This window comes from Burkholderia sp. WP42 (assembly GCF_000745665.1).
Taxonomy (GTDB): domain Bacteria; phylum Pseudomonadota; class Gammaproteobacteria; order Burkholderiales; family Burkholderiaceae; genus Burkholderia; species Burkholderia vietnamiensis.
In genome coordinates this window covers 87,266-105,887 of the sequence record NZ_JQJT01000021.1, presented here as the reverse complement: position 1 = coordinate 105,887, position 18,622 = coordinate 87,266, and the positions used below count along the sequence as shown (strand labels likewise).

General features: G+C 67.2%; 16 protein-coding genes. 15 read left to right on the top strand and 1 reads right to left on the bottom strand.

All coding sequences use genetic code 11. The annotated features are described in order from the left end of the window. Positions 1–133 precede the first annotated feature (133 nt). The 6 genes from EX20_RS13950 to EX20_RS13925 all read left to right on the top strand — a co-directional run bounded on the left by EX20_RS13950 (position 134) and on the right by EX20_RS13925 (position 6,408). The gene (locus tag EX20_RS13950; protein WP_011880344.1) at positions 134–940 is read left to right on the top strand and encodes a transporter substrate-binding domain-containing protein; all 807 of its coding nucleotides are present in this window, start codon (positions 134–136) and stop codon (positions 938–940) included. A 90-nt stretch (positions 941–1,030) separates the two neighbouring features. After that, entirely contained in the window at positions 1,031–1,717 is a 687-nt protein-coding gene (locus EX20_RS13945) for an amino acid ABC transporter permease (protein ID WP_014725982.1), read from the top strand. After that, complete coding sequence (locus EX20_RS13940; protein WP_034193917.1) at positions 1,714–2,364, top strand: amino acid ABC transporter permease; 651 nt, start codon at positions 1,714–1,716, stop codon at positions 2,362–2,364. The genes EX20_RS13945 and EX20_RS13940 overlap by 4 nt, the downstream gene beginning before the upstream one ends. Further along, on the top strand, positions 2,351–3,100 hold the full coding sequence (locus EX20_RS13935) for an amino acid ABC transporter ATP-binding protein (protein ID WP_034193916.1): 750 nt from the start codon (positions 2,351–2,353) through the stop codon (positions 3,098–3,100). The genes EX20_RS13940 and EX20_RS13935 overlap by 14 nt, the downstream gene beginning before the upstream one ends. A gap of 347 nt (positions 3,101–3,447) precedes the next feature. Further along, complete coding sequence (locus EX20_RS13930; RefSeq protein WP_034193956.1) at positions 3,448–5,013, top strand: methyl-accepting chemotaxis protein; 1,566 nt, start codon at positions 3,448–3,450, stop codon at positions 5,011–5,013. A 381-nt stretch (positions 5,014–5,394) separates the two neighbouring features. After that, positions 5,395–6,408 carry a hypothetical protein gene (locus tag EX20_RS13925; RefSeq protein ID WP_014725978.1) on the top strand — a complete coding sequence of 338 codons (1,014 nt, stop codon included), beginning with the start codon at positions 5,395–5,397 and terminating at the stop codon, positions 6,406–6,408. 698 nt (positions 6,409–7,106) lie between these two features. Here EX20_RS13925 and EX20_RS13920 read toward each other — a convergent pair. Next, positions 7,107–7,961 (bottom strand): LysR family transcriptional regulator, encoded by an 855-nt coding sequence (locus EX20_RS13920; protein ID WP_034193915.1) that lies wholly within the window; start codon positions 7,959–7,961, stop codon positions 7,107–7,109. An 87-nt stretch (positions 7,962–8,048) separates the two neighbouring features. On the opposite strand from EX20_RS13920, the gene EX20_RS13915 reads away from it, so the two are divergent. The 9 genes from EX20_RS13915 to EX20_RS13875 all read left to right on the top strand — a co-directional run bounded on the left by EX20_RS13915 (position 8,049) and on the right by EX20_RS13875 (position 18,618). Beyond that, positions 8,049–8,276, top strand: coding sequence for a hypothetical protein (locus EX20_RS13915; protein ID WP_034193914.1), 228 nt, complete (start codon positions 8,049–8,051; stop codon positions 8,274–8,276). Between the two features lie 8 nt (positions 8,277–8,284). Further along, positions 8,285–9,166, top strand: coding sequence for an NAD(P)-dependent oxidoreductase (locus EX20_RS13910; protein ID WP_230939102.1), 882 nt, complete (start codon positions 8,285–8,287; stop codon positions 9,164–9,166). 302 nt (positions 9,167–9,468) lie between these two features. Beyond that, positions 9,469–10,380 carry a LysR family transcriptional regulator gene (locus EX20_RS13905; RefSeq protein ID WP_034193912.1) on the top strand — a complete coding sequence of 304 codons (912 nt, stop codon included), beginning with the start codon at positions 9,469–9,471 and terminating at the stop codon, positions 10,378–10,380. 336 nt (positions 10,381–10,716) lie between these two features. Then, positions 10,717–12,465: a D-lactate dehydrogenase gene (gene dld, locus EX20_RS13900; RefSeq protein WP_014725973.1), complete on the top strand. Its 1,749-nt coding sequence runs from the start codon at positions 10,717–10,719 to the stop codon at positions 12,463–12,465. A 56-nt stretch (positions 12,466–12,521) separates the two neighbouring features. Further along, positions 12,522–13,265 (top strand): (Fe-S)-binding protein, encoded by a 744-nt coding sequence (locus EX20_RS13895; protein WP_006481907.1) that lies wholly within the window; start codon positions 12,522–12,524, stop codon positions 13,263–13,265. Then, a complete protein-coding gene (locus tag EX20_RS13890; RefSeq protein ID WP_006481909.1) occupies positions 13,262–14,635 on the top strand; it encodes a lactate utilization protein B in 1,374 nt (457 codons plus the stop codon). The genes EX20_RS13895 and EX20_RS13890 overlap by 4 nt, the downstream gene beginning before the upstream one ends. Beyond that, entirely contained in the window at positions 14,632–15,231 is a 600-nt protein-coding gene (locus EX20_RS13885; RefSeq protein ID WP_006481910.1) for a LutC/YkgG family protein, read from the top strand. The genes EX20_RS13890 and EX20_RS13885 overlap by 4 nt, the downstream gene beginning before the upstream one ends. A 16-nt stretch (positions 15,232–15,247) precedes the next feature. Then, on the top strand, positions 15,248–17,449 hold the full coding sequence (locus EX20_RS13880; RefSeq protein ID WP_034193911.1) for an FUSC family protein: 2,202 nt from the start codon (positions 15,248–15,250) through the stop codon (positions 17,447–17,449). Continuing rightward, positions 17,446–18,618, top strand: coding sequence for a porin (locus EX20_RS13875; protein WP_034193955.1), 1,173 nt, complete (start codon positions 17,446–17,448; stop codon positions 18,616–18,618). The genes EX20_RS13880 and EX20_RS13875 overlap by 4 nt, the downstream gene beginning before the upstream one ends. Positions 18,619–18,622 lie beyond the last annotated feature (4 nt).

Here is an 18,622-nt window from a genome sequence, read left to right as displayed (position 1 = left end):
AGATCGCCGGCGCGTGTGTGCGATGCCGACGCGACAGCCGATTCACGACGATGGCCCGCTTCTTGCTGGTGTGGTGCCGGCCGCGCAATCGTTGCGCGCCGCCCGACGACATACCAGACGAGGATGATTGACCGTGAGCCTGACGATTCGACCGTTTTCCCGACGCACGTGGCTGGCTGCGTTGCTCGCTGCCTCCGTGACGGCGCTGTTCGCCGCAGCCCCGGCCCAGGCCGACGCGCTCGACACCATCGCCAAGAGCGGCACGCTGCGCGTCGCGGTGCCTGAAGACTATCCGCCGTTCGGCTCGGTCGGCACCGACATGCAGCCGCAAGGCTACGACATCGACATGGCCGGCCTGCTCGCGCGCGCGCTCGGCGTGAAGCTGGCGCTCGTGCCGGTGAACAGCGCGAACCGGATTCCGTACCTGACGACCAACAAGGTCGACATGGTGATTTCGTCGCTCGGCAAGACCCCGGAGCGCGAGAAGGTCATCGACTTCTCGAGCGCCTACGCGCCGTATTTCCAGGGCGTGTTCGGGCCGGCCGACGTGAAGGTGAGCACGCCGGCCGATCTCACCGGCAAGACGGTGGGTGCCACGCGCGGCGCGCTCGAGGAGATCGCGCTGACGCAACTCGCGCCGAACGCGACCATCAAGCGCTTCGAGGACAACAACGCGACGATCCAGGCGTTCCTCTCCGGGCAGGTGCAGCTGATCGCGGCCGGCAACATCGTGGCCGCGGCGATTCTCGCGAAGAATCCGCCGCGCCGGCCCGAGGTCAAGTTCGTGATCAAGAATTCGCCGTGCTTCGTCGGCGTCAACAAGAACGAACCGCGCCTGCTCGCGAAGATCGACGACGCCATCGCGCATGCAAAGCAGGACGGCACGCTCGGCGCGATGTCGAAGAAGTGGCTCGGCCAGCCGCTGCCGGCCGGGCTGTGACCGGCCGCCGCCCCGCCTGATCCGCCGCCGCGGCGCGCCCGGCGGCCGCCGCAGCGGCTTGCATCGTCAAACCTGAATCCATCGACCGTCATGAGCTACCAGCTTCAATTCGGCGAGCTTGCCGACTACGCCGGCGTGTTCGCGAGCGGCGCCGCGACCACGCTCGCGCTGACCGCGGTCGCGACCGTGCTCGGCGTGGCGATCGGCATACTCGGCGCGGCCGCCTACAGCGTCGACGCGCGCGCGGCCGTGCGGCTGCGGCCGCTGATCGGCGCGTACGTCGAGGCGATCCGCAATACGCCGTTCGTCGTCCAGCTGTTCTTCATCTTCTTCGGCCTGCCGGCGCTCGGCGTGCATATCGGCGAATACGCGGCCGCGATCCTCGCGATGACGCTCAATCTCGGCGCGTATTCGGTCGAGATCGTGCGCGCGGGCGTCGCCGCGGTGCCGAACGGACACGTCGAGGCCGCGTCCGCGCTCGCGATGTCGCGCGCACAGATGCTGCGTCACGTCGTGCTGCCGCAGGCGCTCGCGAAGGTGTTCCCGGCGCTGTCGAGCCAGATCGTGATCACGATGCTCGGTTCGGCGGTCGTGTCGCAGATCTCGGTGGCCGATCTGACCTACGCGGCCGGCTACATCCAGTCGCGCAACTTCCGCGCATTCGAGACGTATTTCGTCATCACCGCCGCATATCTGGCGATGGCGCTGCTGCTGCGCGGCGCGCTCGGATCGATGGGGCGGCGGTTGTTCTCCCGCCGCGTGCGAGGTGCGCGATGATCGAATTCTCGTTCGGGCAGATTCTCGCGAACCTGCTGCTCGCCGCGCGCTGGACGGTCGTGCTGTCGATCGTGTCGTTCCTGTCCGGCGGCATCGTCGGCCTCGCGGTGCTCGTGATGCGCGTGTCGGGCTCGACGCTGCTGCGCGGCTGCGCGAAGGTCTACATCGAGGTGTTCCAGGGCACGCCGCTGCTGATGCAGCTGTTCATCGTGTTCTTCGGTCTGCCGCTGCTGGGCTTCGACGTGCCGCCGTGGGTCGCCGCGACCGCGGGGCTCACGTTCTTCACGAGCGCCTATCTGGCCGAAATCTGGCGCGGCTGCGTCGAGGCGGTGCCGAAAGGGCAATGGGAAGCGTCGGCGAGCCTCGCGATGAGCTACGTCGAGCAGTTGCGGCACGTGATCCTGCCGCAGGCCGCGCGCATCGCGGTCGCGCCGACGGTCGGCTTCGGCGTGCAGGCCGTCAAGGATACGGCGCTCGTGTCGATCATCGGCTTCACCGAGCTGACCAAGACCGGCATCGCGATCTCGAACGCGACGTTCCGGCCGTTCGTCGTGTACGGGCTCGTCGCGCTGATCTATTTCGCACTCTGTTATCCGCTCACGCGTTATGCGCGCACGTTGCAAAGGAGATGGCATGCCGCTCGTTGAAACCCGCGGTGTCGAGAAGTACTTCGGCACCCATCATGTGCTCAAGGGCATCGATTTCTCCGTCGAGCGCGGCCAGGTCGTGTCGATCATCGGCCGCAGCGGCTCGGGCAAGAGCACGCTGCTGCGCACGCTCAACGGGCTCGAGCGCATCGACGCGGGCACCATCTCGATCGACGGCGAATGCGTCGACGCGCGGCACTCGGAGTTGCGCGCACTGCGGCTCAAGGTCGGCATGGTGTTCCAGCAGTACAACCTGTTTCCGCACCTGAGCGCCGGCCAGAACGTGATGCTGGCGCAGACGGTCGTGAAGCGCGCGCATCGGCAGCAGGCGCGCGCGGTCGCCGAACTGATGCTCGAGCGCGTCGGCCTCGGCGACAAGTTCGACGCGTTTCCCGACCAGCTGTCGGGCGGCCAGCAGCAACGCGTCGCGATCGCGCGGGCGCTCGCGATGAAGCCGAGCGTGCTGCTGTGCGACGAGATCACGTCCGCGCTCGATCCCGAACTGGTGGGCGAGGTGCTGGGCGTCGTCGAGCAGCTGGCGCGCGAGCACATGACGCTGATCATGGTCACGCACGAGATGAACTTCGCGCGTGCGGTCAGCGACAGGATCGTGTTCATGCATCAAGGGCGAGTGTGGGAGAGCGGGAGCGCCGAGGACATCTTCGAGCGTCCGCAGACGGTCGAACTGGGGCGCTTCCTCGGCAGCGTGCGCAATACGGAGGCAGCTGCGCGCTGAGCATGGATGCCGGCGCGGTCATCACGTCGTCGTGCGGATCGTCGCTGCGCGATTTCGCGTTCCGAAAAAAATCGTGTTGTTGTAGGATTGGTCGGATGAATGTCATCGCGTGGCCTGCGCCACGCCGTCACCCACGCAAGTGCGAGCAATGAACCGGCTCGCGCTGCTGCTACCACGCCAAATTCCCCCCATTAATCGCGGCTTCAGGAAACGTCCATTACGGGCTCCGCACTAATTCGCGCGCCGCTTTGGTCGTTATCGAGGCATCGGTCCCGCACGTGCCGCTTCGATCGGCTTCACACGCATGCGTCGCATGCAACGGTTTCGTGCTCAACGTTCGCCTCTTCATGATCAGAAATTTAAGCATTCGCGTCCGGCTGGCGCTCGCAATGGGCTTTCTCGGGGTGTTGCTCGTCATCGGCGGCTTCATCGGCGTCATCGGCGTCGCGATCAGCAACGACGATGTGAAGACGCTCTATTCGGAACGGCTGGCGTCGTCGGAGGCGCTCGGGCAGGCCAACGTCGCGCTGTCGAGAACGCGTCTGTGGCTGTATCGCATCGCGCTCGATCCGGACAGCCCCGACGTCGCGCAAGAGAGCGCCACGGCCCGCGAGCTGCTCGCCGCGTCGAAGAAGGCATGGGACACCTATCGTGGGCTGCGGCTTTCCGGCCCTGAGGAAGCGCGCCGCGCAGCCGACGCGAACACGAAGTTCAACGCGCTCGTCGAGCACGGCCTCGAGCCGATGTTCACCGCGATCGCCGCGCGCGATCCCGCGAACATTCCGAACGTGTGGCGGCACATCCCGCCGTCGCTGTTCATCGACGCATCGGATTCGATGGATGCGCTCGGCCGGATCCAGATGAGCGCGTCGCGCGTGACGTTCGATGCCGCGCAGGCCCGCTTTCACTGGTTCGTCGGCTTCGCGATCGCGGGCATCGCTGTCGCGCTGGGCGCGGCGGCGTTCACGTGGTGGTCGCTGCAGAATGCGATCGGCGTGCCGCTGGCGCGCGCGCTTGGTCACTTCAGCGCGATCGCCGAGGGCGACCTGACGACGCGGATCGACGTCGAATCGTCAGATGAAATGGGCCAATTGATGAGCGGCCTGCAGACGATGCAGAGCAAGCTGCTGCAGACCATCCGGATCGTGCGCGAAGGCTCCCGGTCCATCGAGACGTCTGCGCATGAAATCACGGCCGGCAACATGGACCTGTCGCAGCGCACGGAGGAGCAGGCCGCGTCGCTGGAAGAAACGGCTGCGTCGATGGAGCAGCTGACGTCGACCGTGCGCCAGAACGCCGACAACGCGAAGCAGGCGAACCAGGTGGTGCACAACGCGGCAATGCTGACCGAAGAGGGCAATCAGGCGACGCAGGAAGTGGTCGGCACGATGCGCGGCCTGTCCGACGCGTCCGGCAAGATCGCGGAAATCACCTCGGTCATCGAAGGCATCGCGTTCCAGACCAACATCCTGTCGTTGAATGCGGCCGTCGAAGCGGCGCGCGCCGGCGAGCAGGGCCGCGGATTCGCGGTGGTCGCGGGCGAGGTGCGCTCGCTCGCGCAGCGCAGCGCCACCGCGTCGCGCGAGATCAAGGAGTTGATCAACGATTCGCTGCGGCGCGTCGAGACGGGCGCGCGCCAGGTCGACCGTGCGACCGACCGGATGTCGGAGATCCTCGCGTCGGTGCAGCGCGTGCAGGTGTTGATGGGCGAGATCGCCGCCGCATCCGACGAGCAGTCGAAGGGCATCGAGCAGGTGAACCAGGCCGTGACGCAGATGGATCAGGTCACGCAGCAGAACGCGGCGCTGGTTCAGCAGGCGTCGTCGTCGGCGCTGTCGCTGAAGGCGCAGGCCGAGCAGCTCGCGGCGACCGTCTCGGTATTTCGGATCGGCTCGGCGCAGGGCGACGCCTGAGCGTTTGCCGGCGCGCCGCGGAACGTAGCGGAACGTAGCGGAACGTAGCGGAACGTAGCGAGCCGCGGCCGTCGATCATTTCGTGTGACCAAAGTCGAGCGCTTCGCGCGACGCTCGGCAGTTCGCGATCCGGCGCGTTGACGATGTGCGCCGAGGGCCCGGCATGACGGCCGGACGCCGCCGGACGCCACGTTCGGCGACACGCGCCGATAGACCGCGCGGCCCTCACTATCATCACTGCCGCGCCTGCGTTCACCGCAGGCGCGCTGCTATCCGCGCGCCTACGTGCATCTCCGGGCTGGTCCTCACGGCCCGGCGCCACCTATAATCGCCAGCGACTTGTCCACGAAACCGCGGTGCCCAACGTGAGGGGGTGTCGAAATGGGACGATATCGTCGCGTCTGCTTGCGCTTCGTTGTCACGAGTTCGATCGCCGGTTTCGCATTGCTGGCGTCTCCACTGCATGCCCGCGCCGCCGACGGCGCGCCGGACTTGCCTGCCACCCCCAAGTCAGCTGACCGGACGATCGACGTCTATGCGGTGTATGGCGACGGCCGCGCGACCGAGGGCGGCGATATGCACTGGCGCGCCTACGAAGTCGGTTTCGGCGACGTGTTGAACGACTACCTGTCGGTCTATGTCGCGTACCTGAACGAAGGGCATCCGCTCGACCATCACCGCGACGGCTTCGCGGCGCTCGGCTCGTTTCGTTGGCCGCTCGCCAATCGGTGGGTGCTCGAACTGTCGGCGGGGCCGTACTTCAGCATGGACACCACGCACGTCGACAACGAGGCGCGCAACGACAAGCGATGGGGCGTGCGCGCGTCGGCGGCGATGCGCTATTACGTCGTTCCCGATCGCTTCTTCGTCAAGGTGCAATACAACCACGTGCAGATGCTCGGCGGCTTCAATTCCGACGCGGTGCTGTTCGGCATCGGCTCCGACTTCGGCGGCCAGTCGCATCCGGCGGTATCCGACGGCAAGACGCAGGTCGCGGTGTGGGCCGGCACGTCGCAGACCAACCGTCCGCAAGTGCCGATGGAGAAGGGGTACATGGTCGAAGTCCGGCGGCCGTTCGGCACTGCGTGGGCCTATTCGGCGAGCTTCGTCTACGAAGGCAACAATGGCGTCGCGGGCCGGCGCGGCGTGGCCGCGCAATTCTGGTACGTCGCGCCGGTCGGCAGCAATTGGACGCTGTCGGCCGGCGTCGGCCCGTATCTGTCACGCGATCGCGACGAAGCGTCGAGCCAGACGCGGCTCAATGCGTTGCTCAGCGCGCAGGTAAGTTATCAGGTGACCGAGGATTGGGCGGCGAGCGTGCGCTTCAACCGTGTCGCGACCCGCAACGACAAGGACCAGGACATGTTCATGGTCGGCGTGGCGCACAAATTCTGAGTCCGGCGCACGTGCGTCGGCAGCACGTCGGCCGTTGTCGAAACGGCATCGGTGTATCGGTTCGGGATGCTATCGGGCGGTATTGCGGGAGGCGTCGATGGTGGGTATTCGCGTTCTTTACGTCCGCAGTGGCGCGTTGCTTCGTGCGGATGTGGTCGTGAGCAAGGCGACGCACACCCGTACCGGTTGAATGCTCTACCGATCGCCGTCCCGTGGATTGGTCCAGAACAGGACGACGATTGCGCAGCACAACAAACCAAACATAAGAAACAAATACATGCCGCGCCTTGATGCCAGTCGATTGGATGCTCGCACTGCGATCATCCGTATGATGAAAACAGGAAATATCAAGTATTCCCTTTAAGGTTTATAAGGCAGCGGCGGGCATATCTATATTGATTAAAATCAAGCGGCGAAGAACTTAGATGATAATTTCGAATGCCGAATATTTCGTATATCCAGCAGTGTGATGGCTGAGCCAGCATATTCGGCTTGCTAAGCACTTGAATGTGTGATTTGGTAAGACGTGAAGCGTCGTTCTATACGCGTCGAAGCAGATGCCTGAACGACCGCTGCGCTGCGGATAGGTCGGTGCCGTCACTTCCGTTCGGCCGCGAATGTTTAGTGGTACGCGGTGAATTATCGGGCTCGACGTTGGATTGCCGCGTGAGGCTTTCGCGGCCGCGGGTCGTTGCGATTCATTCGTTGCCGATGTGCTTGACCGCGAGATCGACGAACGCGCGCAAGCGATGCAGCCGCCTGAGATCGCGGTGGTAGCCCATCCAGATATCGCGTTGCGGCGGCTCGTCGCGTAAATCGAGCCTGCGAATGGTCGCGAGCTGATCGCCGACCGGCCGCGGCAATACGGCAATGCCCAAACCGCGGCCGCACATCTGGGCCTGGACATTCCGGTTATTCGATTGCAATACCACGCCCGCATTCGGAAAGCGCGCTTTCAGCCAGTCGATGTCGGGGAAGCTCCCGGTCGACGTATCCATCGCGATCAGGCGGTGCCCGGCGCCGTCGCCTTCGACCGGATCGGCATGCGCGGCCGCCACGTAGACGCCGTAGCGCATCCGCGTCAGCCGGCGCTGCACGATGTCGTGCCCGGTGAATGGAACGATCCGGAACGCGACGTCCGCTTCACGCTGGGCGAGATTGAACAGGCGCGTGCCGGTCAGCACGTCGATTTCAACCAGCGGATAGTCGCGCGAATACTCGGCGATCACGGGCGGCAACACATACGCGCCGAACCAGTCGGACGACGATATCTTCAGCGTGCCTTCGAGCTTCTGCTGCTCGCCGGTCAGCCGGCGCTCCATCGTCAGCGCGCTTTCTTCCATCTGCTCGGCGAGCGGCAGGATGGCGACGCCTTCCTCGGTCAGAACGAAGCCGTCCGCGGTTCGCTGAAACAGCACTTGCCCCATCGACGCTTCCAGCGCGCGCAAGCGTCGCCCGATCGTCGGGTGACTCAGCGCCAGCGCGCGTGCCGCCGCGCCTAGCGTGCCCGTACGCGCAATCGCGAGGAAGATCCGGACGTCGCCCCACTCCATATCGATGTACCCACAAAAATGAACGGATGCTGTTCATTATATTGAATTGCCGCACGAAACTGAATTTGACAGACTTCGATCCACCGCATGTCGTCACGGTCGACTGCGGCTTCGGCCGGACCGCCGCACGTCGGGCGGCGGGAACTCAACGCCGCCGGCAGCCACGCTGAAGTGCTGCATCTGCCCGACCATCGGGTGTTCGGCAACGGCCACGGGCTCATCTACGAGAAGAACTCCGATGAGGCGCTGGCGCCGGTGCTGAACTGGCTCGTCGAACATACCGAGGCAGCCGAGCCGCTGCACAGCACCTCGTGAACGCGCGTGTGCGCAAGGAGAGTCGAATGGAAATCGGCATCATCGGGATGGGTTCGATGGGGCGCGAGATGGCCCGCAATCTGGTCGCCGCCGGCCATGCGGTGACGGCGTGGAATCGGTCGGGCGGCGCCGTCGACGGCGTGCGCATGGTCGACGCGCCGGTGCATGCGCTGCAGGCCGACGTTGCGTTGACGATGCTGTCCGACGACGCGGCGATCCGCGCCGTGCTGCTCGATGCGAAGCTGTTGCAGCAGGCGCGGCCGGGGCTCGTGCATGTGGTCGCATCGACGATCTCGGTCGCGTTCGCGCACGAGCTGGTCGCGCTTCATCGCGCGGCGGGCGTCGCTTATGTGGCTGCGCCGGTGCTCGGGCGCCCCGACGTCGCGGCGCAGGGCGAGCTGAACGTGCTGGCCGCGGGCGCGCCGGCGGCGCTCGCGCGCGTCATGCCGGCGCTCGACGCCATCGGCAAGCAGGTATGGGACATGGGCGAAGCGCCGCCCGCCGCTTATGCCGCGAAACTCGCGTGCAACATGATGATCACGATGGCGATCGAAGCGATGGCCGAAGCGGTCGTGCTCACCGAGGCGAACGGGCTTTCTCGCACGCGGTTCTTCGAGTTGATCCTCGGCACGCTGTTCGGCAGCCGTCCGTATCGGACCTATTCGCGCAATATCGTCGAGAACGCGTATCGGCCCGGCTTCAAGGCGTCGCTCGGATTGAAGGATCTGCGCCTCGCGGGCGACGCCGCCGCGCAGGCGGGCCGCACGTTGCCGATGCTCGCGGTGGTGCGGGATCGAATGGCGGAAGCCGTCGAGGCGGGCATGGGCGATTGCGATTGGTCGGTGTTTGCGGGGTTGACGGTGGAGCAGGGTGGGTTTCGGGTGGGGTGAGCGTTGGCGGGGAATGCGGCGAGGCTGTCCGCATGTGCCGCGCCTCGCGACGACGAACGCGGCATCGAAACATGCGTGCCACCGCGGACGACGACTCGCATAGCGTCGGCTCTTTGCGCGGTAGTCTCGCCGCCACCGGATCGACCGCATTGGTCACGCGATCTCGCGCCGGTCCAGATAGCGAATTCTGTTGGAGGGCCCCCATACCCCGCCAAAACCCACCCCCCGCCCGCCCGAGTTAAAATCGCCCCCCAAGCCTTCCCCCGGCCCCGAGCCCCACGCTTTTCCGACCCGACACCCGCATGGAATTCCGTCAGCTACGCTACTTCCTCGCGGTGGCCGAGTATCTGCATTTCACCGAGGCCGCCGAGTTTCTCGGCATCGCGCAGCCGCCGCTGAGTCAGCAGATCCTGAAGCTCGAGCGCGAGATCGGCACACGCCTGTTCATCCGCCATCCGCGGCGCGTCGAACTGACCGACGCCGGCCGCCTGTTCCGCGAGCGCGCGAAGCATATCGTCGAAGAAGCCGAGCTCGCGCTCGCCGAAGCGCAGAACGCCGGGCGCGGCCTGAGCGGCCGGCTCGTGCTGGGCTTTGCCGGCTCGATCGTGTTCCATCCATTCGTCGCGTCGCTGATGCAACGCTTCCGGCGCGACTATCCGGACGTCCTGATCCACTGCGAAGAGAGCAACAGCCCGGCGCTGATCGACAAGGTGCTCGAGGCGCGCGTCGATGCCGCGCTGGTGCGCCTGCCGCTCGATTGCCGCGGCCTGGCCGTGCAGCCGCTGGTCGAAGAGCGCTTTCTGGCCGTGCTGCCGTCCGGCCACCGCCACGGCGCGGAAGCGGTGCTCGCACTGCACGCGCTGTCCGACGACCCGCTGGTGTTGTTCCCGCGCGCGATCGGCCCCGCGTTGTACGACGCGATCGTCGGCGCGTGCTGGGCAGCCGGCTTCACGCCGACCATCGAAATGGAGTCGCCGCAGATCCCCGCGTCGGTGAACCTCGTCGCGGCCGGCTTCGGCGTGACGCTGATTCCCGAGTCGGTGCGCCAGGCGCCGACGGATCGCGTCACCTACCACGGCTTGCAGGGTGAGCCGCTGCGCTCGCCGATCGTGCTCGTTCACCGGCCGCGCGAAAAATCGCCGGTGATTCAGAATCTCGTGCGCGCCGTCCGCACGCTCGCGCGCGAAACGGCCGACGGCGCCGCGACGCCGTGAAAGCCATGAGCGCCGGCGCCCACGGTCAGCGCCGCTAGCGGCATCGGCCCGTCGATTCGACGCGGCACGCCGCGCGGAAGCCGCAATCCGCAGGCAATCCGCCGGCGAACCGCTCGCAAACCACCCGCATTCCACCCCGCACCACGCCCCAATCGCCGCCGCCGCGCCGCCTGCACGCCCGCCCGCGCGGCGAGCGATATGCATTTCGTCTTGAAATCGCGTCCACGCGATATTGGACTTCACCGCCCCGCACGCCTAGCCTTACGGCATTCCGATCGGACGCCGCTGCGGCGCCGTTCAATCCCTCTTCCGCGCTCGGTCAACAGGAGAATTCACGTGTCAACCGTATCAGGCGAATCGTCTTCGCCGCTTGCGCCGCCCACCGGGCGGCATGAGGCGTTCATCCGTTCGCTGACGGAAATCGTCGGCCAGCAGGACGTACTGACGAACGAGCGGGACACGCGGCGCTACCGGACCGGCTTCCGGTTCGGCGAAGGCCGGACGCTCGCGGTGGTGCGGCCCGGCACGCTGCTCCAGCAATGGAAGGTGCTGCAGGCCTGCGTGGCCGCGAACGTGATCGTGATCTGCCAGGCGTCGAACACCGGTCTCACAGGCGGCTCGACGCCCGACGGCGACGACTACGACCGCGACATCGTGATCGTCAGCACCGCACGGATCCGCAAGGTGCACGTCATCAAAAGCGGCAAGCAGGTGATCTGCCTGCCGGGCGCGACGCTCGATCAGCTCGAGCAGACGCTGAAACCGCTCGGGCGCGAGCCGCACTCGGTGATCGGCTCGTCGTGCATCGGCGCGTCGGTGATCGGCGGCGTCTGCAACAACTCCGGCGGCGCGCTGGTGCAGCGCGGCCCGGCTTACACGGAGATGTCGGTGTTCGCCCAGGTCGGTGCGGACGGGCGCCTGAAGCTCGTGAACCATCTCGACGTGCGCCTGGGCGCGGTGCCGGAGGAAATCCTCGCGCGCCTCGACAACGGCGATTTCTCGGAGCGCGACATCGTCGACGGCGATGCGTCCGGTTCCGATCACCACTACGCCGAGCACGTGCGCGACGTCGATGCCGACACGCCCGCGCGCTACAACGCCGATCCGCTGCGGCTGCACGAAGCATCGGGCTCGGCCGGCAAGGTGATGGTGTTCGCGGTGCGCCTCGACACGTTTCCGATCGAAGCCGGTGCGAAGGTGTTCTACATCGGCACCAACGACATCGACGAGCTGACCGACATCCGCCGTCACGCGCTCACGCAGTTCAAGCGCCTGCCGATCGCGGGCGAATACCTGCACCGCGACGCGTTCGACATCGCGCAGAAGTACGGCAAGGACACGTTCCTGATGATCCGCCACTTCGGCACGAAGCGCATGCCGATGCTGTTCGGCTTCAAGAGCAAATGCGACGCGTGGTTCGACCGGCTCGGCTTCCTGCCGCGGCATCTGAGCGATCGCGTGATGCAGGCCGTCAGCAACCTGTTTCCGAATCACCTGCCGCCGCGCATTCGCGACTACGGCAAGCGCTACGAACATCATCTGATGCTGAAGGTATCGGCCGATACCGCGGAGGAAGCGCGCAGCTTCCTGACGTCGTTCTTCGCGAAGCGCACGGGCGCGTTCTTCGAATGCACGCCGGCGGAAGGCGAGAAGGCGTTCCTGCACCGGTTCGCGGCGGCCGGCGCGGCGATCCGCTACCGCAACGTGCATACCCGCGACGTTGAGGACATCGTCGCGCTCGACATCGCGCTTCGCCGCAACGATCGCGACTGGTTCGAGACGCTGCCGCCCGACATCGACGCGCCGATCGCGATCAAGCTGTATTACGGCCACTTCCTGTGCCACGTGTTCCACCAGGACTACATCGTCAAGAAGGGCAACGACTGCCTCGCGCTCGAACACGCGATGTGGAAGCTGCTCGACGCGCGCCGCGCCGAATATCCGGCCGAGCACAACGTCGGGCACCTGTACCACGCGAAGCCGGCGCTCAAGGCGTTCTACGAAGGGCTCGACCCGTGCAACTGCTTCAACCCGGGGATCGGCCAGACGTCGAAGTTCGCGAAGTACCGCGAAGCGCACGACTGATCCGCCGCGGCCGCGCCGTACCCCGAACCAGCAAACCGTTTTCAGGAGCCGCTGCATTGAAAGTAGCCTTGTTCATCCCGTGCTTCATCGACGCGTTCTTTCCCGACGTGGGCGTCGCGACGCTCGAACTGCTCGAGCGCCTCGGCTGCGAGGTCGACTATCCGCTCGACCAGACCTGCTGCGGGCAGCCGATGGGAAACAGCGGCTGTGAAAAGCAGGCCGCGGCCACCGAGAACCTGTTCGTGCGCAACTTCGCCGGCTACGACTACATCGTCGCGCCGAGCGGCAGCTGCGTGCATCACGTGCGCGACCATCTGAGCGCGGCCGATCAGACGCCCGACGCGCTCGCGGTCCGCCGCAACACCTACGAGCTGGTCGAGTTCATTCACGACGTGCTGCAGGTGCGCGACTTTCCGTGGGCGGAATTTCCGCACAAGGTCGGCCTGCACAACAGTTGCGGCACGCTGCGCGGCCTGAAGACCGCCAGCATGTCCGAAATCGGCGGCCCGTTCTTCTCGAAGCCGCTGACGCTGCTCAAGGGCGTGAAGGGCATCGAGTTCATCGAGCCCGACCGTCCCGACGAATGCTGCGGCTTCGGCGGCACGTTCTGCGTCTCGGAGGAGCCGGTATCCGCGCGGATGGGCGCCGACAAGGTGCGCGATCATGCGCGCAACGGCGCCGAGTACGTCGTGTCGGCCGATTCGTCGTGCCTGATGCATCAGAAGGGCTGCTCGGAGCGCCTCGGACTCGGCCTGAAGTTCATCCACATCGCGAGCATCCTGAACGGAGCACGAGCATGAAACGCGTCGACCACGTCGGTTACTCGAAGAAGTTCATCGCCGACGAGAAACACGTCGAGTTCCACGACAAGCGCCTGTGGGGGCTGCGCACCGCGCGCGACGAGGCCGTGCATGCGATTCCCGAATGGGAAACGATGCGCGCGCTCGCGTCCGCGGTCAAAGAGCACACGCTCACGCATCTGCCCGACTATCTCGAGCAGTTCGAGCGCAATGCGACCGCGAACGGCGTGGTCGTGCATTGGGCGAAGGACGCGGAAGAGCACAACCGGATCGTCTACGACATCCTGCAGGGCCGCAACGTGCGCACGCTGGTCAAGAGCAAGTCGATGCTGACCGAGGAGTGCGAGATGCGCCCGTACCTCGAGGCGCGCGGCATCGCGGTGGTCGAAACCGATCTCGGCGAGCGGATTCAGCAGCTCGACGACGAGATGCCGTCGCATATCGTCGTGCCGGCCGTACACAAGCTCGCGACGGACGTGGCGCAGACCTTTGCGGCCTCGTTCGGCACCGATCCGGCCGAAAGCAGCATTCCGCGGCTGGCCGAGGCGCAGCGGCAGGCCACGCGCCCGCACTTCCTCGCCGCGGAAGCGGGCATGACGGGCTGCAACTTCGCGGTGGCGGAGACGGGCGGCATCACCGTCTGCACGAACGAAGGCAATGCCGACCTCAGCGCGAACCTGCCGCCGCTGCACATCGCGTCGATCGGCATCGAGAAGCTGATTCCGAAGCTCGAGCACCTCGGCCTCTTCATCCGCATGCTGTCGCGCAACGCGCTCGGCTCGCCGATCACGCAGTACACGTCGCATTTCCGCGGCCCGCGCGACGGCGGCGAAATGCACTTCGTGCTGGTCGACAACGGCCGCTCCGAGCGGCTCGCGATGGACGACTTCTGGTATTCGCTGAAGTGCATCCGCTGCGGCGCGTGCATGAACACGTGCCCGGTCTACCGGCGCAGCAGCGGGCTGAGCTACGGCGGCGTCTACTCCGGTCCGATCGGCGCGATCATCAACCCGACCTACGACTTCAAGAAATACAGCTCGCTGCCGTTCGCGTCGACGATGAACGGCAGCTGCACGAACGTGTGCCCGGTCAAGATCAACATCCACGAGCAGATCTACAAGTGGCGGCAGATCATCGCCGAGCGGCACGCGCTGCCGTTCGTCAAGCGCGAAGCGATGACGGTCGCCGGCAAGGTGCTGTCCCGGCCGAAGCTCTATCGCGCGGCGATCAAGGGCGCCGCCGGCGCGATCTCGACGCTGCCGCGCGCGGTGCTGTACAACCCGCTCAACGAGTGGGGCAAGCAGCGCGAACTGCCGGAGCCGCCGGCCGAAACTTTCCGTGACTGGTATCTGAAGAGGAACAAGAAATGAGCAGCCGCGACCTGATCCTTTCCCGCCTGCGCGCGGCCGGCCGGACGCCGGCGCCGCTGCCGGCGGTGCCGTTGTTCGATCAGGATCTGCCGCCCGCGCTCGACGCGTTCAAGCAGGCGCTCGCGCGGGTCGGCGGCATCTGGTGCGAGCCGCCGGCGGACGGCGACCTCGACGCGCTGCTCCGCGCGCGCTTTCCGGACGCGCGGGTGGTCTGTTCGGCGGTGCCCGAGGTGGCCGGCACGCGGCGCATCGAAGCCGTCGAGCGGCCGCACGAGCTGAACGACGTCGACGTCGGGATCGTGCGCCCGGCGTTCGCGGTCGCGGAAACCGGCTCGCTCTATCTGAGCGAGCGCGAGTATCGCGTGAACGCGCTCGGCTACCTGTCGCAACATCTGGTCGCGCTGCTCGACCCGGCGCAGATCGTCGGCAACCTGCATCACGCGTATCACCGCCCCGAGTTCTTCGCGGCGCGCTACGCGTGCCTGATGAGCGGGCCGTCCGCGACGGCCGACATCGAAGGCGTGCTGATCCGCGGTGCGCAGGGCATCCGGTCGCTGACCGTGATTCCGGTCCCGCTCGCAGGCGACGCACGTTGAGCGCGCAGGATCGACGATGGGTCTAGTCTCAACCGCTCGCGACCGATTGCGGCGCTTCGTCAATCTCGGCGGACACTACCTGCCGCTCGCCGAAGCGCTGCGCGGCGGGCTGATCTGTGTCGTGCCGGCCGTCGCCGCGGCGCGGCTGCATATGCCGATGCTGTGCTGGTCCGCGATCGCCGCGTTCTGGACCTGCCTCGCCGACGAGTCCGAGCGCCCGGCCGCCGGCCGCCTCGCCACCGGCCTGTCGTTCGGGATGCTGGGCGGCCTGGCGTCCGCCAGCGCGATCGCGACGCATGCGCTGCCGCCGCTGTCGATCGTCATCGTCGGGGCCGTCGCGTATCTGGGCGCGTCGGCGCGCAAGTGGGGCGGCGCGGCCGGCACGCGCGGCATTCTGACCGCGACCGCATGCGCCGTCTCTGCATGCTTTCCGGTCCATGGCGGCGCGTCGGCCGTGCAGTACGCGCTGTTCTACTTCGGCGGCAGCGTCTGGGCGACGCTGGCCGGCATCGTCCTGTGGCAGACCGACGGCAGCGCACGCGCGCGGATGGCGACGATGGCGTTCCTGCATGCGATGGCGAACTTCGTCGAACGGCTCGCACGGGCCGCGAACGGCGATTCCGCCTCGCTCGAGCGCGGCCGCGCGGCATTGCGCGCGCGCCTCGACGCGATGATCGCCGTGTCGATGCACCCGCGCGGCGGTCTTCCGCCGCTGTCCGCCAAGTGGCGCGCCGATGCGGAACGCGCGATGGCGTTGCTCGCCGGCCTCGAGTCGCACATCGCCGCGGCTGGCGTCGGCGAACGGCGCGAAGCCGCCGCGCTGCTCGCGCCGGTGCTCGCGCAACTGGCGCGGCTCGTGGAAGCGTGTCCGCGCGCCGTTGGCCGCGACGGCGCGGCCGCCGACGCGGCGCAGTCGCTCGCGAACGACCTCGCCGAACTCCGCGCGACGCTCGCGGGGCGCGTCGCCGAGTTTCGCGTTGCGCATCGCGACGACGCGGGGCTGACGTGGTTGCGCGCGTGCGAAACGCTGATCGCGCGATACGCGGCAGTGCTGCTTCATCCGGCGGTGGAGTCGCCTTCTACCGCGACCGTTCCTGCGGCGCTCACCGCGCCGGCACCGGGCAAGCCCGCGCGCGGCGCGGGCCGGCTCGCCGCGCTGCGCCGCGAGATCGTCGCGCCGAATCCGTTTCATCGATATGCGTCGCGTCTTGCCGTGGCCGCGATGATCGCCGTCGCGCTCGCGCGCATCTCGGGCGTGCAGCAGGGATACTGGCTCGCGCTGACGACGATGTTCATCATGCAGCCGACGCTGTCGCAGACGGTGAAGCTGTCCGGGCTGCGCATCGGCGGCACGCTGCTCGGCGCGGTGCTCGCATCGGCCGTGTCGCTGCTGGTTCACGATCCGTTGCTGCTGGCGCTCGCGGTGCTGCCGCTCGCCACCGGCACGCTCGCCACGCGCAGCGTGAGCTACGTGTCGTACATCCTGTTCCTGACGTCGCATTTCATTCTGGTCGCGCATCTCGGGACGCCGATCGGGCCGTCATGGATGCTGGCCGCGCTGCGGGTCGGCAACAGTTTTGCCGGGGTGCTGGTCGGCGTGGTCATCAGCCTGCTCGCATGGCCCGACCGCGAGCATCACCGGATCGGCGAGGTGGCCGATCTCGCGATGGCGGCCACCGCGACCTACCTGCGCGCGGTCGGCGACGACGCGCCCGCGCACGCGCGCGCGCGCCGCGAATCGCTGACCGTGCTGCGCCGCCAGGCGTGCGTTGCGATCGATCGGCTCGATGCGACCATCGCGGCGACGCGCTTCGAGTCGATTGCGTCCGACCCGCGCACCGCGAGCGCAACCGTCGCGATGCAGCAGATGAAGGCGCTGGTCGGCGCGCTCGCGCCGGTCGAGTATCTCGACGATACGCTCGACGCGCTGGACCGGGCGACGATTGCCGCCGCCGCGCGCGACGCCGCGCGCCTGATCGCCGACGTCAACGCCGACGCCGCGCCGGCGCACGCGCACGCGCACGCGACGCGGCCGGAAAGCCCGCGCGACGGCGATCGCGCGTCAGGCCACGCGCGCGAAATTCAGCGGGAAGTGGCCGAGCGTGCGTGGATCGTCCATGCGCTGCGTTCGCGCATCTCGGCCGTGCAGCGCGCGCCGTTGCGCCGCGCGGAAGCGGCGTCCGGCAAGCCGTCGAGCGCATCGCGGCAGCGCGTATGAACCCACGGATTCGGGCCGCCGTGCGCGGCTGCATCGTCGCGCTGTTCATTCCGGCCGTCGCGCGTGCGCAGGGCACGGTCGCGATTTCCGGCCTGATCGACGGCGGGATCGCGTTCGTCGACGACATCGGCAGCCACCGCGGCGACGCGCACGCGTTCCAGGCGAAATCCGGCGACGCCAACGTGAGCCGCTTGACGCTCTCCGGCAACGAGCCGCTCGGCGCCGATCTGAACGCGTTGTTTCTGCTCGCGACGGGTTTTGCGGTCACCAACGGTGCGCTCGGGCAGCAAGGGCGGCTGTTCGGCTTCCAGTCTTACGTGGGGCTCGCGTCCGGCAGGTACGGCACGGTGACGGTCGGCCGCCAGTTCGATTCGACGCTGCAACTCGTTCAGCCGTTTGCATTGGCCGGCACGCCGTTCGGCGGCGTCGCGTTCGCGCATCCGTTCGACAACGACAATCTCGCGAACTACACGCGCACCAACAACTCGGTGAAGTACACGAGCCCGCTGCTCGGCGGCTTCCGGTTCGGCGCGACGTACGGATTTTCGAACGAGGCCGGCGGCTTCGGCAACAACCGCGGCTACGCGTTCGCGGCCACCTACGAGCACGGGCCGTTTTCGGCCGGCGCGAGCTACCTCGCATTCGACCGCGAAGGCAATCTGCCGCCCGCCAATGCCGACGGCGCGGAGCCGGCCGGCGCGCCGTTCAACGCGGCGCGGCAGCGCACCGTCAGCGCGGCGGCCGCTTACACGTGGGACCGGCTGCGGGTGTCCGCGATCGCGACGCGCACGCGGCTCGATGCGGTCACATCGATCAACAACGTCGCCGATGCGCCGATCGTGCTGCACGGCGCGAACATCACGTTCCACAACGCGGAGATCAACGCGCGCTACGCGCTGACGCGCAAATGGACCGTCGCGGCGGACTACGTGTTCACCGTCGCGTCGTTCGACGGTGCGGCGGGCGCGGCGCGGCCGCGATGGCAGCAAGCCGGCGTCATCGCGATCGATGCGCTGTCGCCGCGCACCGACGTTTATACGGAAGCGCTGTTCCAGCATGCGAACGGACTGGCCGGAACGGGCATTGCCGGCGCGCAGATCTCGAATTTCTCGCGCGCATCCGGCGCGAATCAACTGGTGATGGCGGTCGGGATCCGGCATCGGTTTTGACGCG

Excerpts from the sequence above, each read along its gene's own strand:
- EX20_RS13945 (WP_014725982.1), top strand. The coding sequence starts at position 1,031 with ATGAGCTACCAGCTTCAATTCGGCGAGCTTGCCGACTACGCCGGCGTG.
- EX20_RS13940 (WP_034193917.1), top strand. The coding sequence starts at position 1,714 with ATGATCGAATTCTCGTTCGGGCAGATTCTCGCGAACCTGCTGCTCGCC.
- EX20_RS13935 (WP_034193916.1), top strand. The coding sequence starts at position 2,351 with ATGCCGCTCGTTGAAACCCGCGGTGTCGAGAAGTACTTCGGCACCCAT.
- EX20_RS13930 (WP_034193956.1), top strand. The coding sequence starts at position 3,448 with ATGATCAGAAATTTAAGCATTCGCGTCCGGCTGGCGCTCGCAATGGGC.
- EX20_RS13925 (WP_014725978.1), top strand. The coding sequence starts at position 5,395 with ATGGGACGATATCGTCGCGTCTGCTTGCGCTTCGTTGTCACGAGTTCG.
- EX20_RS13920 (WP_034193915.1), bottom strand. The coding sequence starts at position 7,961 with ATGGAGTGGGGCGACGTCCGGATCTTCCTCGCGATTGCGCGTACGGGC.
- EX20_RS13915 (WP_034193914.1), top strand. The coding sequence starts at position 8,049 with ATGTCGTCACGGTCGACTGCGGCTTCGGCCGGACCGCCGCACGTCGGG.
- EX20_RS13905 (WP_034193912.1), top strand. The coding sequence starts at position 9,469 with ATGGAATTCCGTCAGCTACGCTACTTCCTCGCGGTGGCCGAGTATCTG.
- EX20_RS13890 (WP_006481909.1), top strand. The coding sequence starts at position 13,262 with ATGAAACGCGTCGACCACGTCGGTTACTCGAAGAAGTTCATCGCCGAC.
- EX20_RS13885 (WP_006481910.1), top strand. The coding sequence starts at position 14,632 with ATGAGCAGCCGCGACCTGATCCTTTCCCGCCTGCGCGCGGCCGGCCGG.
- EX20_RS13880 (WP_034193911.1), top strand. The coding sequence starts at position 15,248 with ATGGGTCTAGTCTCAACCGCTCGCGACCGATTGCGGCGCTTCGTCAAT.
- EX20_RS13875 (WP_034193955.1), top strand. The coding sequence starts at position 17,446 with ATGAACCCACGGATTCGGGCCGCCGTGCGCGGCTGCATCGTCGCGCTG.